The organism is Microbacterium wangchenii, assembly GCF_004564355.1.
Taxonomy (GTDB): Bacteria; Actinomycetota; Actinomycetes; order Actinomycetales; family Microbacteriaceae; genus Microbacterium; species Microbacterium wangchenii.
This window is the reverse complement of sequence record NZ_CP038266.1, coordinates 662,792-677,942: the sequence shown is the minus strand read 5'-3', so window position 1 is coordinate 677,942 and position 15,151 is coordinate 662,792. Positions and strand designations below refer to the sequence as shown.

The 15,151-nt window shown below is 71.3% G+C and carries 10 protein-coding genes; 5 read left to right on the top strand and 5 right to left on the bottom strand.

Annotated elements, in window-relative coordinates:
• Positions 1-27: 27 nt before the first annotated feature.
• Positions 28-5,601 carry a DUF4082 domain-containing protein gene (locus E4K62_RS18960; protein WP_261799191.1) on the bottom strand — a complete coding sequence of 1,858 codons (5,574 nt, stop codon included), beginning with the start codon at positions 5,599-5,601 and terminating at the stop codon, positions 28-30.
• A gap of 362 nt (positions 5,602-5,963) precedes the next feature.
• Here E4K62_RS18960 and E4K62_RS03210 point away from each other — a divergent pair, with 362 nt between their 5' ends.
• Both E4K62_RS03210 and E4K62_RS03205 read left to right on the top strand, forming a co-directional pair.
• The gene (locus tag E4K62_RS03210) at positions 5,964-6,569 is read left to right on the top strand and encodes an acyltransferase (protein ID WP_135063497.1); all 606 of its coding nucleotides are present in this window, start codon (positions 5,964-5,966) and stop codon (positions 6,567-6,569) included.
• An 83-nt stretch (positions 6,570-6,652) separates the two neighbouring features.
• Positions 6,653-6,967: a hypothetical protein gene (locus tag E4K62_RS03205; protein ID WP_135063495.1), complete on the top strand. Its 315-nt coding sequence runs from the start codon at positions 6,653-6,655 to the stop codon at positions 6,965-6,967.
• 15 nt (positions 6,968-6,982) lie between these two features.
• Here the strand turns inward: E4K62_RS03205 and coaA are convergent, their stop codons facing one another.
• Complete coding sequence (gene coaA, locus E4K62_RS03200; RefSeq protein WP_135063493.1) at positions 6,983-7,927, bottom strand: type I pantothenate kinase; 945 nt, start codon at positions 7,925-7,927, stop codon at positions 6,983-6,985.
• A 101-nt stretch (positions 7,928-8,028) separates the two neighbouring features.
• On the opposite strand from coaA, the gene E4K62_RS03195 reads away from it, so the two are divergent.
• From E4K62_RS03195 to E4K62_RS03185, 3 genes are all read left to right on the top strand, one after another.
• Positions 8,029-8,958: a Ppx/GppA phosphatase family protein gene (locus tag E4K62_RS03195; protein ID WP_135063491.1), complete on the top strand. Its 930-nt coding sequence runs from the start codon at positions 8,029-8,031 to the stop codon at positions 8,956-8,958.
• Positions 8,959-9,082: 124 nt separating this feature from the next.
• On the top strand, positions 9,083-11,656 hold the full coding sequence (locus E4K62_RS03190) for a DUF4062 domain-containing protein (RefSeq protein ID WP_135063489.1): 2,574 nt from the start codon (positions 9,083-9,085) through the stop codon (positions 11,654-11,656).
• On the top strand, positions 11,640-12,497 hold the full coding sequence (locus E4K62_RS03185) for a hypothetical protein (RefSeq protein ID WP_240742799.1): 858 nt from the start codon (positions 11,640-11,642) through the stop codon (positions 12,495-12,497). Before E4K62_RS03190 ends, E4K62_RS03185 begins: the two co-directional genes overlap by 17 nt.
• Positions 12,498-12,648: 151 nt before the next feature.
• Here E4K62_RS03185 and glmM read toward each other — a convergent pair whose 3' ends face one another.
• Genes glmM through rplM form a run of 3 tightly spaced genes read right to left on the bottom strand, consistent with a single transcriptional unit; the run spans position 12,649 to position 14,953 of the window.
• A complete protein-coding gene (gene glmM, locus E4K62_RS03180) occupies positions 12,649-14,007 on the bottom strand; it encodes a phosphoglucosamine mutase (protein WP_135063487.1) in 1,359 nt (452 codons plus the stop codon).
• A 14-nt stretch (positions 14,008-14,021) separates the two neighbouring features.
• Positions 14,022-14,486, bottom strand: a complete 465-nt coding sequence (gene rpsI, locus E4K62_RS03175) for a 30S ribosomal protein S9 (RefSeq protein WP_135063485.1) — start codon at positions 14,484-14,486, stop codon at positions 14,022-14,024.
• 20 nt (positions 14,487-14,506) lie between these two features.
• Positions 14,507-14,953 (bottom strand): 50S ribosomal protein L13, encoded by a 447-nt coding sequence (gene rplM, locus E4K62_RS03170; protein ID WP_135063483.1) that lies wholly within the window; start codon positions 14,951-14,953, stop codon positions 14,507-14,509.
• Positions 14,954-15,151: the final 198 nt, after the last annotated feature.

Sequence of the window (15,151 nt, the reverse complement as noted above, 5' to 3'; positions counted from 1 at the left end):
GTGATTCCCCAGATGAACGAGGTGCCGTCAGCCGGCGCCGTCGAACGTGATGTCGACCCAGTAGTTGTGGATCGTGAGTTCGGCCGGATACCCCCGGCCGTAGGTGAAGGCGCTCCCGTGGCCCGGGATCGTGAACGGTCCGACGCGCGTCTCGAACGCCAGCGTGCCCAGGTCTACGGCGTATCGGCCGGTCGTGCTGTAGAGGCCCACGCGGTACTCCGTGTCCGCCAGGAGCGGGACCGGTGCAGCGAACTGAGCGGTCTGCCATCCGTCCGCCGTCTCGTCGACGAACTCGACCTCGGCGATGCGCTCACCGGCGGCGTTCCACAGGTACCCCGTGTGCTGCCCGGTGTTCGCCTCGCCCTTGTAGAACCGCACGCCGGTGGCGTTCCCCGCCGTGTCGACGGTGAAGCGGGTCGCCACCTGGACGGCATCGGAGTCGGCCCACCAGGGATGCTGCGGCGTTCCGTCACCGAAGATCGTCCGCACATCCGCCACCACCGGCTCCGCCGCGGTGCTGAAGGTCCACGTCGCACCGCTGATATCGCCCTCGGACGAGGAGACGGTGACGGTGTAGGCAGTGGACCACGCCAGCGGCTCCGACGGCGTGAAGACGAGCTCACCCGTGGCCGCGTCGTACGCGGTGTCCCCGGCGATCGCAGCACCCAGCGGCCCCTGCAGCGCAACCGTGGCGGATGCGGGGGCAGGACTCAGGGTGGCCGACACCGTCGTGGTCGGCGAGACGTCGAGGGCTGCCGCCACCGGTGCCGAGGCGCTCACCGCGGCAACCGGCCCGCCGGGCTGCGTCGGAGTCGGAGTCGGATCCGGCGTCGGCGTCGGCGTCGGCGTCGGCGTCGGAGTCGGATCCGGAGTCGGGGTCGGCGTCGGAGTCGGCGTGGGCGTCGGATCCGGAGTAGGAGTCGGCGTCGGCGTCGGAACCGGGGTGGGATCCGGAGTCGGATCCGGAGTCGGCGTCGGAGTCGGAGTCGGCGTCGGCGTACCGGTGCCCCCGAAGACGATCTCCGCATCCACGAAGTAGCCCGACGCACCCCACGATCCCGTCGGCATCCCGCCTGCGGGTCCGTAGAGGAAGCGTCCGTTGCTGCCACCGGGCGCCGTGATGTAGCCGCTGGTCACGGACGACCGGAAGTACTGCGGCGTGATGGCGAAGTGACCGTTCGGCGCAAAGTACGACGCGATGTACGTCTTCCCGGGTGTGACCGGCACGGGCGCGGCCAGGGCGGCGCGCTGCCACCCCGCCGCACTCTCGTCGGTGAAGGTCAGGGAGGTCAGCCGCTCCCCCGTGGCCGCATCCCACAGCGACGCCACGTGTTCCCCCGTGTTACCGGGACCCTTGAAGAACCGAAGGGCCGACACGTGGCCGGCACGCGACACCGTGAACGCGGTGCCGATTTCGACCGGGTCGGTGTCGGTGGTCGCCGCGACCTCAGGAGTCTCGTTTCCGAACAGCGTGTCGGTCGCCCCCGGAAGCGGGGGCGCCGCGGTGGTGAAGGTCCACTGGTCGAGCACCTCACCGCCGATGCGGACGACGGCCGTATAGGTCGTCGCGGGCACCAGGGCCGATGAGGGCGTGAAGCCGATCGTGCGGGAGGCGCTGTCGTACGTCGAGGTGCCGGGCACCGGCTCCGGGCCGGCCGTCAGCGCCAGAGTGGGCGACGGCGCCGCGACCGACAGGACAGCCTTCACGGCCGCATCCGTATCGACGCCGTCACCGACGGGTGTCCTGCTCGTGACGACCGGCACGGGCTCTTCTCCGCCGCCGGGGCGGAACTCCACGTCCACGGAGTAGTTGGACGACCGCCAGCTGGACTCGGGCATGACACCACCGGGGCCGTACTGGAACGTGCCGTTCCGCGGCGACACCGCGGTGAGCGGACCGCTGGAGACCGGCGACGTGAAGAAGTCGGCGGCGTGGATGTAGCGACCCTGCGGTGAGAGATAGGAGACCGTGTACGTCTGGCCGGGCACGAGCGACACCGGGACCGTGAGTTCGGCGCGCTGCCACCCCGAGGGCGATTCGTGGGCGAACGTCACGGTCGCGAGCGCATTTCCGTTCGGTCCCCACAGCGTTCCGGTGTGGGCAGCGGTGTCGCCTGCGGCCTTGAAGAAGCGCAGCGCGGTGATCCGCCCCGGAACCGACGTCGTGAACGCCATGCCCAACTCGACGGAGGTTCCGTCGTTGGCGGCCTCGCCCGCCGCCGCGGCGGCGCCGAAGAAGCTCACCGAGCTCGGTGATGCGTCGGCCAGGACCCGGAAGGACCACATGCGGTCGACACCGGTCTGCCCGCCCGCGGTGATCCCGGACATCCGGGTGGCCACGTCGGCACCGGCTGGCAGCGCCTCCGTCGGGTCGAACGTCACCGTGCGGCCATCCGTGGAGAGGGTTGCGGCCCCCGCCACAGGGGCTCCGTCCGCGGTGACCGTCACCGCCGGCACGGTCGTCAGTTCCGTGTCGAACGTCGCGGTGATGTCGGTGCCGGCGGCCACGTCCGTCGCGCCGGCGAGCGGCGTCGTCGTCTCCAGCGCCGGGCCGGTGGCCGCGCGCTCGAAGATGACGTCCACGAAGTAGCTCGACGAGGAGGTCCGGGCGGGGAACCCGCCCTGGTAGGTGAAGGCGCCACCCTGGGCGGAGACGGTCAGGGGTCCACGGCTGAAGCCATCGGCGTATGCGCCCGGGCTCACCGCGTAGCGGCCGGACGGCGCGATGTACGAAACCGTGTACTCCATCCCCGGGACCACGGCGATCGGGCGATCGAACACGGCGGTCTGCCACCCCGCGGTGGTTTCATCGGCGAACGTCACGCGTCCGAGTTCGAAGCCTTCGGCATCCCACAGCATCCCCGTGTGCGTGCCGAGGTTCGCCGTGCCCTTGAAGAACCGCATCCCGGTGACGACGCCCGACTCGGCGACCGTGAAGCGCGTGCCGACGGTGACGCTGGATGTGTCGGCATCGGAGGAGATCAGCGGCCGGTCGAGGTCGGTGTAGAGCGAGCAGGGGCACTGCCCCTCCGACGCGATGGTCTGCGCGGTGCGGAAGGTCCACGGCTCGCCCGGCTCGAACGCCGTTCCGTCCGACGGCGTGGCGGCGATCGTCACCGTGTAGTCGGTCAGTTCGGCGAGCGGCTCCGCCGGAGCGAAGCGCACGACGCGCGTGGCGTCGTCGTACGACATGGTCCCGGCGACCGGGCCGCCGTCGACGCTGGTCAGAGACAGCGCGACCGAGGACGCCTCGACGTCGCGCGTGAACACGGCCGTCACGGCGGTGTCGGGTGGCACCGAGCCACTGCCCACGGCGGGAGTGCGCGCGGCCAGCCGCACGGGCGACGTCGTGGTCGGCTCGAAGACCGCGTCGACGAAGTAGTTGGAGTCGCCGGAGGTGCGCCAGGGGAATTCACCGGCCGCCGCGTGCAGACCGGGGCTGGCGCCGCCCACACCGGGTCCCACCGTGAGGGGGCTGCTCGCGGTGTTCTGGTAGGGCCAGTAGTTGTCGACGTAGGCGTAACCGCCCTGCGGGGCCGTGTACGACACGACATACGGCGTCCCCGCGGTCACGGCGACAGGAGCATCGAACAGAGCGGTCTGCCAGCCGGTCGGCGACTCGCCCCGGAAGACCACGCTCGCGATGCGCTCCTGGTCAGCCGACCACAGCGTGCCCGTGTGCGTGCCCGCGTTTCCGGCCCCCTTGTAGAAGCGCACACCCGTGACAAAGCCGTCCGCCTCCGGGGTGATGCGCAATCCGAGCTCGAGCGCGTCCGGGTCGCTCGATGACTCCAGAGCCGGGATCTCCGCACCGAATACCGTGTACGGCCCGGTCACGGTCAAGTCGATCGCCGTGCCCGTCTGCGAGAAGTTCGCGCTGTCGTCGATGGCGCGGGCGACGATCTCCGCCTCCGCGTAGCCCTGCTGCACGTAGGTGTAGCTCCACTGCGTGGTGCCGGTGGCGGGATGCCAGGACTCGCCGCCGTCGGTCGACACCTCGACACCGGCCACGCGTCCGCCGGAATCGTTGGCGGTGCCGGTGACGGTGACGGTGGATCCGTGTGTCACCGTCTGCCCCGCGGTCGGCGAGGTAATCGTCGTCGCCGGCGCGATGGTGTCGACACTCGCGGTTGCGCTCACGAGCCCCGTCATGAGCGATCCAGGCTGGACGCCCATGTCGGCGAGGAGATTTACCTGCGCCTGCTGCATCCGCTGGTCGGTGTCCACGCGTGTGCCGTCGTGCGTGGAGTCGAGACCCCAACTCCATTGCACGCTGCCGGCGGAGAACACGAGGGCACCGCTGGCCGCCCGGTACAGGGTGAGGTGGTGCGTGGTCGTGCCGGCGCCGACGGTGTTGCCGTAGTCGCGGAGGTACTCGCGCGTCTCACCGACCGTGGTCGACAGCCGGATGAGGCCTTCCGGGCGGAAGCCGTTGTCGATGTCTTCGTTCGACTCGTATCCGACGGTCTGGTCGGCCAGTTCGGCACTCGTCCCCGGCGCCAGATTGGCCAGGTCGGTGTTCCGCCACAGTCGTGCCTTGCCCTCGTCGGAATTCACCGTGACGGGCAGGTACACACTGTTGACCATGTACATGGTGCCGATGAGCTCGTTCTCGGGCAGGTGCCCGCCCTGTGCGGCGTCGGCGTAGCGCGGGTCGCGCCAGGTACCCGTCCACTCCGGGCTGGAGGTGTCGATCTTGTCCCAGCCCCACGTCTCCTTGTACGACACGAGCGTGCGGTAGTCGCCCTGCTCCCCGACCGTCGACGGCTCGTAGCGGGTGCGCCAGTAGCCCTCGTTGCCGGCGAGGAACTGCAGGTTCACGCCGGCGTCGCGCGCAGCTTCCATGTTGGCGCGCTGCGCGCCGGACCAGTACTCGTCGTGACCGACGGAGAGGAAGACCTTGTGGTTGAGAAGCTCCTCACCGCGGCGGTCGGTGTCGACGCCCGCGATGTAGCTCATGTCGTAGCCGTTGCGCTCCAGAAAGCGGACGGTGGCGTATTCGGAGCTGAAGTAGAAGTCGCGCTTCTCGATGCCGCCGCGCGTGGCGAATGGGCGATTATAGCTGATCTTGTGCGCGCGGCCCTTCGCCGCCCCCTGGTAGAAGTTCGAGCCACCGTACGAGTTGTACGCGTGCCATGTCGGGTCAGAGGTCTGGAACAGCACGTCCGAGGTGTTGCCGTCGCGCCGGACGATGAAGGTGATGTGGCTCGCACCGCCGGTGTCACCGCGCTCGAGGCGAGCGACATAGACGCCGGAGACCGCATCGGCGGGGACATCCCACGAGGCCGACACGTCCCACGTCCCGCAGTCGTAGAGCTCGGTGGTGATGTCGGAGAGGCACTCGTCCTGCACCTGCGGCAGGGTCGCCGATGGCTCGACGCTGTCGATCAGGCGCGCGCCCAGGCCCTGGTACCAGCCGGTGCGGTAGATGTCGATGTCGTAGTCCGCGGCATCCGTGTCGATCTTGAAGTCGACGCGATCACCTGCGTTGACGCTGATGTCGGTCGCGAAGCCCTGGATGCTGGGGTCGCCGGCACCATCGATGTCCCACACGTCGGGATCGGTGCCGGGTTCGCGGTTCTCGCACTCGATCGGATTCACCCCATGACCGCAGGGGCTCGGTGCCGTGGCGCGCGCCGGCGGAGCAGGCGCGACGACGAGCGACGTGACGAGAGCGCCCAGCACAGCGAGCGCGATGATGCGTGCACGAGTCGACCGTTCCCGATCGACGACGAGCGTCGAGTACCCCAATTTTTCCCCAGACCACCCGCTGCACTCCCAAGCGCTGCGGGCTTTCCGCCCCCCGGCGGACCCCAGTCCGCCCGAAGACGGATATCCATGACAGGCGACGCTCGCTCCGTGACCGGTGCAGAGTCGTCTGTATCCCCGCGGCGAGTATAGCGTTTAGAACGAGCCGTGCACGAGCAATTTCACGGATCCCGCCCCCGCGCAGAGGAGTGCCCATGGTTTCGCACACCGATCAGCCGTTCATCGCCGCCACCGCCGACGTCTCCGAGGGTGCGCAGGTCGGCGAGCGCACCAAGGTGTGGCACCTCGCCCAGGTGCGCGAGGGCGCCGTGCTCGGAGCGGACTGCATCGTCGGCCGCGGTGCCTACGTCGGCCCCGGCGTCGAGATCGGCGAGGGCAGCAAGCTGCAGAACTACGCCCTCGTGTACGAGCCGGCCCGCCTCGCGCGCGGGGTGTTCATCGGCCCAGCCGCCGTGCTCACCAACGACGAGTATCCGCGGGCGATCACTCCCGAGGGGCAGCTGAAGTCGGCGGATGACTGGGATGCGGTCGGCGTCGAGATCGGCGAGGGCGCCTCGATCGGCGCCCGCGCGGTGTGCATCGCGCCGGTGCGCGTGGGAGCGTGGGCGCTCGTGGCCGCCGGCGCGGTCGTGACGAAGGACGTGCCCGATTTCGCCCTCGTGGTGGGCGTACCCGCCCGCCGCATCGGGTGGGTCGGCCGGGCCGGGCGGCCGCTCGCCCAGGAGGGCGAGGACTGGGTGTGCCCGGCCACCAGCGAGCGCTACCGGGAGTCCGCCGGCACGCTGCATCCGCTGTCCTGACCTCCGTCGGGCGACGACGCAACCCCTGTCGACCGGCAGCCGGGCGCGAATACGCTCGGGCCACTCGACACGAGGAGGTCCGGATGTCCGTCGCCCGATTCCTGCGCCAGGCCGCTGCCGGCGCGCTCACCGTCAACGCGGTGCCGCACGCGGTGAGCGCCCTGCGCGGTCAGCCGTTCCCGACGCCGTTCGCCGATCCGCCCGGACGCGGCCTGTCCTCCCCCGCGGCGAACGTCGTGTGGGCGGCGATGAACCTCGCCGGGGCGGGGCTCCTGCGCCGGCGCACCACCGCGACGTCGGCGCGTGTGGCGTTCGGCCTCGGCGCGCTGGGGATGGCGTTCGTCGTCGCGCAGTACTTCGCCTCGGTACCGGCGGTCCACGGCAAGCGCCGCCGCTGAGCTGCTCGCGCCGGACTAGAGCTTGCGGAGCGAGACGCGCTCGACGGTGTGGTCGGAGGCCTTCTGCAGCACGAGCGTCGCGCGATGGCGCGTGGGCAGCACGTTCTCCAGCAGGTTCGGCAGGTTGATGTCACGCCAGTAGCCGAGGGCGCGCTCGACGGCCTCGTCGTCGCTGATGTCGGCGAACACGCGGAAGTACGAGTTCGGGTTGCTGAAGGCGCCCTTGCGCAGGGCCAGGAAGCGCTCGACGTACCACTGCTCGACGTGGGCGGCGTCGGCGTCGACGTAGATGGAGAAGTCGAAGAGGTCGCTGACGGCCACGTCGTTGGGCGCGGGCGGGGGCTGCAGCACGTTGAGCCCCTCGACGATGACGACGTCAGGTCGGCGGACGGTGACGTGTGCGTCGGGCATGATGTCGTACCGCATGTGCGAATAGAACGGCGCGCGGGCCTCGGCGGCGCCGCTCTTGACCTCGTGCAGGAAGTCGATCAGCGCGCGCCGGTCGTACGACTCCGGGAAGCCCTTGCGGTCCATGAGGCCCCGGCGCTCGAGCTCGGCGTTGGGGTAGAGGAATCCGTCGGTGGTGACGAGTTCCACGCGCGGGGTGTCGCCCCAGCGGCTCATGAGCTCGCGCAGCAGCCGCGCGATGGTCGACTTCCCCACCGCGACCGACCCGGCCACCCCGATGACGAACGGGGTCGTCACGTCGGCCTCGCCGAGGAACGCGCTGGTGTCGGCGCCGAGCCGCTTCGTGGCGTTGGCGTAGAGGCTCAGGAGGCGGCTGAGCGGCAGGTACACCTCGCGCACCTCGCGCAGATCGAGCCGGTCGCCCAGCCCCCGCAGCTGCACGACTTCGGTCTCGGTGAGCGGCTGCGGCATGCCTGCCGCCAGTCGCGCCCAGTCGGCTCGGTCGATCTCGCGGTACGGGCTCAGCGACGGCGCGGCGGTCTCGGCGGGCACGCGCCCATGCTACTCCCGCGCGATCAGCACCCGGCCTCGCACCTCCCCGGTCGTTGAGCGAGCGGAACTCGACGAAGCGCCGCGACCGCTACGCTCGATCCGTGCGCCTCGGGGTCCTCGACATCGGTTCGAACACCATCCATCTCCTCGTCGCCAATGCCCGCCCCGGCGGCCGCCCGACGGCGACGACGAGTCACCGCACGGTTCTGCGCCTCATGCGCCACCTCGGCCGCGACGGCGCCATCGATGCCGCCGGAGTCGCGGCGCTGGTGGATGCGGTGACCCAGGCCCGTGCGAAGGCCGCGGCCGAGGGGGTCGACGAACTGCTCGCCACGGCGACCTCGGCGGTGCGCGAGGCGACGAACGGCCCCGCCGTCATCGCCCGCATCGAGGAGGCGCTCGGCCAGCCCCTGCAGGTGCTCGGCGGCGACACCGAGGCCCGGTTCACGTTCCTCGCGGTACGGCGATGGTTCGGCTGGTCGGCGGGGCAGATCCTGCTGTTCGACGTCGGCGGCGGATCGCTCGAGCTCGCCGGCGGCGCAGACGAACTCCCCGACATGGCCGACTCGGTGGCGCTGGGCGCCGGGCGGATGACGTGGGAGTTCCTCCCCGACGATCCCCCGAACGACTTCCAGCTCGAGGCGCTGCGCCGGCACGCCGCATCCGTCCTCGCCCCGGTCGCCGAGCGCTTCGCCACCCTCCCGCGCCCCGATCATGTCGTGGGGTCGTCCAAGGCCATCCGCTCGCTCGCGACGCTGGCCGGGTACCCGGTGCCGGGCTGGTCGGGCATCGAGCGGATGGTGCTCCCCCGCCGCGAGCTGAAGGCGTGGATCCCGCGGCTGGCCCGCATCCCGGCCGAGGCGCGCCAGGAGCTCCCCGGCATCACCGCCGACCGGGCGACCCAGATCGTCGCGGCCGCCGTCGTGCTCCACCAGGCGATGAAGGCGATGCGTGTGGAGGAGCTCGAGGTGTCGCCGTGGGCGCTTCGCGAGGGCGTGCTGCTGCGCTACATCGAGTCCCTCGCGATGTGACCCGCGCTCTGCTGCACGACTTCGGTCTCGGGACGCGGCTGCTCCGGCGGTGACCGCCTGTCCGCTTCCCCACGGCCCGCGCTACGCTGGAATCGCGAACACCCGAGCCCGGAAGTTGGCCCTCATGGCGCCCGATCCGATCAGGACACCCGACCAGCGACTCCGCGTCTTCGTCAGCTCGACCCTCGGAGAGCTCCAGCCCGAACGAGCCGCCGTGCGCGAAGCCGTCGAGCGGCTGCGCCTGGCCCCCGTCATGTTCGAACTCGGCGCCCGGCCACACCCGCCGCGGTCGCTGTACCGGTCCTACCTCGAGCAGAGCGACATCTTCGTCGGCATCTACTGGCAGAGCTACGGCTGGATCGGACCAGGGGAGGAGATCTCCGGCCTCGAGGACGAGTACCGGCTGTCGGGCGAGATGCCCTCGCTCATCTACATCAAGGCGCCGGCCCCCCAGCGCGAGGAGCGTCTCTCGGCGCTGCTGGCCCGCATCCGCGACGACGATCGCGTGTCGTACAAGTCCTTCCGCGACCCGGCCGAGCTGCGGGAGCTGGTCAGCAACGACCTGTCGACCCTGCTCGCCGACCGCTTCGACGCCGCCGCCCGGGCCTCGGTCGTCCCCCCGCCGCCCCCGCCGTCGGCCGCCGCGGGCACCGGCATCCCGAGCAGCTTCAACGCGATCATCGGCCGCGCCCGCGACCGGGATGAGATCCTGCGGATGCTGCGCTCGCCCGCCGCCCGCGTCGTGACCCTCGTGGGCCCGGGCGGCATCGGCAAGTCGCGCCTGGCGATCGAGGTGGCCTCGGCCATCGCCGCGGACGGCGGCGAAGTGGCCTTCGCGCTGCTGGAGTCGGTGGGCTCGCCCGACGACGTGCTTCCCGCGATCGCGCGCGCGGTGGGCGTGCGCGACGGCGGCGACCGGCCGCTGGAGACGGCGCTGATCGCCGCGCTGGACGGACGCGACTACACCCTCGTGCTCGACAACATGGAGCACGTCCTGGATGCCGCCGACGCCCTCGTGCGGCTCCTCACGGCCCTTCCCCGGCTCACGCTCCTGGTGACGAGCCGGTCACCGCTGCGCCTGCGCGCCGAGCGGGTCTACGCCCTCGCGCCCCTGCGCGCCCCCGGCGAGCACGACGACCTCGCCGCGATCGAGGCGAACGCCTCCGTCGCGCTGTTCGTCGAGCGGGCATCCGCTGTGCTGCCCGGGTTCCGCCTCACCGACACCGACGCGCCGACGATCGCCGCGATCTGCCGCGCGCTGGACGGACTGCCGCTGGCCATCGAACTGGCCGCAGCGCGGATGCGGTCGCACACGCCGCAGGAGATCCTGGAGCGCCTCGGCTCGGCCATGTCGCTGCTGGTGGACGGAGCCCGCGACCTGCCCGCGCGCCAGCGCACCATCCGCAGCACGATCCAGTGGAGCGTGCGCCTGCTCGATGACGATGCACAGGCCGCCCTGGCCGCGCTCGCGGTGTTCGCGGGGCCGTTCACACGGGCGGCGGCGGAGTCGGTGCTCGAGTGCCTGCCTGGCCTGGATGCGGAGCCCGCCCTGGACGCCCTCGTGGACGCGAGCCTCCTCCAGCAGCAGGACCGACGAGGCGTACGGGTCTTCGCGATGCTGACCCTCGTGCGCGCCTACGCGAGCGAGATGACCTCCCCCGACACCGCGCGCGAGCGCTGGATCGGGCACTACGCGTCGCTGGCGGAGACCGCCTCGCGCGACATGACCGGCTCCACCCAGCTCGCGTGGCTGCTGCGGCTGGACGCCGAGACGGAGAACCTGTCGGCGGTGCTGCGCGCCCTCATCGACGCGTCGCGCTTCGACGAGGCGGCCCGCATGGCGTGGGCCCTTTACCTCTACGGCTGGCTGGGCGGGATGCTGGGTGCCCAGCAGGCGCGCATGGCCGAGGTGCTCAGGCGGGCCGAGGCGGAGGGCGTCGCCCTGAGCCCCTGGACGGAGGCGGTCGCGAACTACTACGCGCACGCGATCACCTTCTGGCAGCATCCGGATGTCGACGTGATCCCCGGTCTCACACGGGCCGCGGATCTGTTCGAGGAGGCCGGCGACGCACGCGGCGCGGCTCTGGCGCGCCTTTCCCTCGGGCTGGCGCTCCTGGCCCGCCGCGAGGGACCCGATGTCGCGGGCGCGCAGGAGGTGCTGACGCGGGCGATCGACGGATTCGCCGCCGCCGGCGATGGATGGGGCGAGGCCATGGCCCTCGTCCCGATGGGCCGGCTCGACCTGCTGCTGGGCGACACCAGCGCTGCGCTGGATCGCTTCGAGCGCAGTCTCGCGCTGGCCTCGGCCAACAGTGAGCGCCTGGGCATCGTCATCGCCCAGCACCACCGCGGGTGGGCGCGCCTGGCGCTGGGCGACGTCGACGGCGCCGAGGCCGACTTCACCGAGAGCCTGAACGCCTCCCTCGCGCTCGGTCACGACGAGGGCATCGCCTACGGCCTGGAGGGCCGCGCCGCGGTCGCCGCGGTACAGGGCAGGGCCGAAGACGCCGGCCTCATGCTCGGGGCCGCAGCCGCCGCCCGGCGGCGGACGGGCACCACCGACTCCGGCCAGCTCGACCTGTACGCGCCCGCTTTCGAAAACCTCGCCGACGACGGAGCCGGCCCCGTCCTCGATGCCGCCGTCGCCCGCGGCGGCGCCCTGTCTCCGCGGGAGGTTCTGGATGCCGTCGCCCACTGACACCGCGGGTCATCGCGCAGCCACGCGCGACGACGTGGTGCTGCGCACGACCCGCGGAGTCGCCGTCGTGATCCTGCCGTTCCTGGTCGTCGCGGCGTTCCTGCTCTACGTCTTCCCCGATCGCACCGGCGAGCTGTTCGCGTGGGCGATCGACCCACCGCTGTCGGCCTATCTCCTCGCCTCGGCGTACGTGGGCGGCATCTGGTTCTTCGTGCGCGTCGCCGTGGAACGCCGGTGGCATCGCGTGCAGCACGGATTCCCCGCCGTCGCGGTGTTCGCCGGGGCGCTCCTGGTGGCCACGCTCCTGCACCTGGACCGGTTCTCGCCGAACCTGTCCTTCGCCGTGTGGATGACCCTCTACGCCACCACGCCGTTCGCCGTCGTGATCCTCGCGGTGATCCAGCGCCGGCACGCGCGACGCGATCCCGAGCCCGGCGACGTGGAGATCCCGCGCCTGGCCGCACTCGGGCTGGCGGCCATCGGCGCGGCGGCGTTCCTCTTCGGCGCCGTCGTCTTCGTCGCCCCAGGGTTCGCGGCATCCTTCTGGGCGTGGGAGCTGACGCCGCTCACCGGCCGGGTCACCGGCGCCGTGCTGAGCCTCACCGGCGTGGTCAACGCCGCGCTGCTGTGGGATCGGCGCTGGAGCGCGTTCCGCATCCTGTTCCAGGCGCAGCTGCTGAGCCTGGCGGCGATCTGCCTGTCGCTTTTCGTCCGCTCCGCCGACCTGCGGTGGGAGCGGCCGATGACCGCGGTGTTCGTCGCGCTGGTGGCCGGCGCCGTCCTCTCCTACGGCGCCTTCACCGCCTGGTGCGAGCGCGAGTCCCGCCGCCCCCGCCCCTGACCCGCCGCCCCGCCCCCGCGCGTCTCCCGCTCCACCCCCATCCGCCGAGAGTGCATCATCCCGGCGAGAGTGCACCGGATTCGGTGCACATTCGCCGGGCTCGTGCACTTTCGCGGCCCCGGCGCCCGGGGCCCGCGACCCGGGACGCGGGCTACGCGGCCAGGCGCTCGCGGACGACGGTGGCGATGCGGTCGGCGTAGGCCTCGGCGGATGCCGCGTCGGCGGCCTCGACCATGACCCGGACGAGGGCTTCGGTGCCGGATGCGCGCAGCAGCACGCGTCCGGTGTCGCCGAGTTCGGCCTGCACGGCCGCGACCTCCGCCTGCAGCACCTCGTCGGAGGAGACGCGGGAGCGGTCGACGTCGCGGACGTTCAGCAGCACCTGCGGGAACACGGTCATGACCGACGCGAGCTCGGCGAGCGTCTTGCCCTGGCGCGCCATCTCGGCGACCAGGTGCAGTCCCGTGAGCAGTCCATCGCCGGTGGTGGCGAACTCGCTCATGATGACGTGGCCCGACTGCTCCCCGCCGAGGGAGTAGCCGTTCTTGTTCATCGCCTCGAGCACGTAGCGGTCGCCGACGGCGGTCTGGACGACCTGGATGCCGTTGTCCTGCATCGCGCGGTGCAGCCCGAGATTGCTCATGACCGTCGCGACGAGGGTGTCGTCGACGAGGCGCCCGCGGTCTTTCATCGCCACGGCGAGGATCGCCATGATCTGGTCGCCGTCGACGATGCGGCCCTCCGCATCCACGGCGAGGCACCGGTCGGCGTCGCCGTCGTGGGCGATGCCGACGTCGGCGCCCATCTCGCGCACCTTGCGCGCGAGCTGGTCGAGATGCGTCGAGCCGACGCCATCGTTGATGTTGAGGCCGTCCGGGTCGGCGCCGATGACGGTGACGCGGGCGCCCGCGTCACGGAACGTCTCGGGCGAGACGCCGGCGGCGGCGCCGTGGGCGCAGTCGAGCACGACGTGGAGTCCGTCCAGGCGGTGCGGCAGTGAGCCGAGCAGGTGCACGACGTAACGGTCTTCCGCGTCGGCGAACCGGCGGATGCGGCCGACCCCGGCGCCCGTGGGCTGGAGCATGTCGCCGTCGAGGGCGGCTTCGATGCGCTGCTCGACCATGTCGGGGAGCTTCACGCCGCCACGGGCGAAGATCTTGATGCCGTTGTCGGGCGCGGGGTTGTGCGAGGCCGAGACCATGACGCCGAAGTCGGCGTCGATGTCGCCGATGAGGAACGCCGCGGCGGGGGTGGGCAGCACGCCGGCGTCGAGTACGTCGACACCGGATGAGGCGAGCCCGGCGGCGACCGCGGCGGAGAGGAACTCTCCCGACACGCGCGGGTCACGGGCAACGACGGCGGTGGGCCGCTTGCCCGCGGCGCGGCGCGCGGCGGCGGTACGGCCCTGGCCCAGGACGACAGCGGTCGCCTGGGCCAGGTGCAGCGCGAGGTCGGCGGTGAGGGGGCCGTTGGCCAGCCCCCTCACCCCGTCCGTGCCGAACAGCGGCATGGAGGTTTCCGAACTCAGCGCTTGGAGTACTGAGGCGCCTTGCGGGCCTTCTTGAGACCGGCCTTCTTGCGCTCGATGACGCGGGCGTCACGCGAGAGGAAGCCGGCCTTCTTCAGTGCCGGGCGGTTGTTCTCGGCGTCGATCTGGTTCAGCGCGCGGGCGATGCCCAGGCGCAGGGCGCCGGCCTGGCCGGAGTCGCCGCCGCCGGAGATGCGGGCGATGACGTCGTAGGCGCCGGTGAGGTTGAGCACCGTGAACGGGTCGGTGATCAGCTGCTGGTGGAGCTTGTTCGGGAAGTAGTCCTCGAACTCGCGGCCGTTGATGGTGATGACGCCGGTGCCCGGAACGAGGCGCACGCGGGCGATGGCCTGCTTGCGGCGGCCCACGGCTGCGCCGGGGACGGTGAGGACGGGGCGCTCGACGGCGGCGACGGTCTGGTCGGCCGGCGTCTCAGTGGAGTAGTTCTCGATGTTCGACACGAGTGATCCTTAATCGGCGCTTACTGGGCGACCTGGTCGAAGGTGTACGTCTTGGGCTGCTGAGCACTGTGAGGGTGCTCTGCGCCGCGGTAGACCTTGAGCTTGGAGAGCTGCTGCGCACCGAGGCTGTTCTTCGGGAGCATGCCGCGAACGGCCTTCTCGACGGCGCGCTCCGGGTTCTTCGCCAGGAGCTCTTCGTAGGTGACCGACTTCAGGCCGCCCGGGTAACCCGAGTGGCGGTAGGCCTTCTTCTTCTGGAGCTTCTGGCCCGTCAGCGCGACCTTGTCGGCGTTGATGATGATGACGAAGTCGCCGGCGTCCATGTGGTTGGCGAAGGTCGGCTTGTGCTTGCCGCGGAGGAGCACGGCGGCGTGCGAGGCGAGGCGACCGAGGACGACGTCGGTCGCGTCGATCACGAGCCACTCGCGCTGGGCGTCGCCAGCTTTGGGGGTATAAGTGCGCGTCACAGTAGTGCTGCTTTCTGATTCGAACGGAGGTGTTCGTGAATCCCGCTCCGGGGGCTTTTCCGGCGGAGGGCCGGCGAAGACACCAGTGGAGGGCTCACGTTCGCGGTGGCACGCCAGCAGACGGCATGCACCAAAGGGATAGCTTACGGCATCCGGATGCTGCGGCCAAACAGCATCCGCCCGCCCCGGGGTTTCGAA

Excerpts from the sequence above, each read along its gene's own strand:
- E4K62_RS03205 (WP_135063495.1), top strand. The coding sequence starts at position 6,653 with ATGTCCGTCGCCCGATTCCTGCGCCAGGCCGCTGCCGGCGCGCTCACC.
- E4K62_RS03185 (WP_240742799.1), top strand. The coding sequence starts at position 11,640 with ATGCCGTCGCCCACTGACACCGCGGGTCATCGCGCAGCCACGCGCGAC.
- glmM (WP_135063487.1), bottom strand. The coding sequence starts at position 14,007 with ATGCCGCTGTTCGGCACGGACGGGGTGAGGGGGCTGGCCAACGGCCCC.
- E4K62_RS03210 (WP_135063497.1), top strand. The coding sequence starts at position 5,964 with ATGGTTTCGCACACCGATCAGCCGTTCATCGCCGCCACCGCCGACGTC.
- E4K62_RS03190 (WP_135063489.1), top strand. The coding sequence starts at position 9,083 with ATGGCGCCCGATCCGATCAGGACACCCGACCAGCGACTCCGCGTCTTC.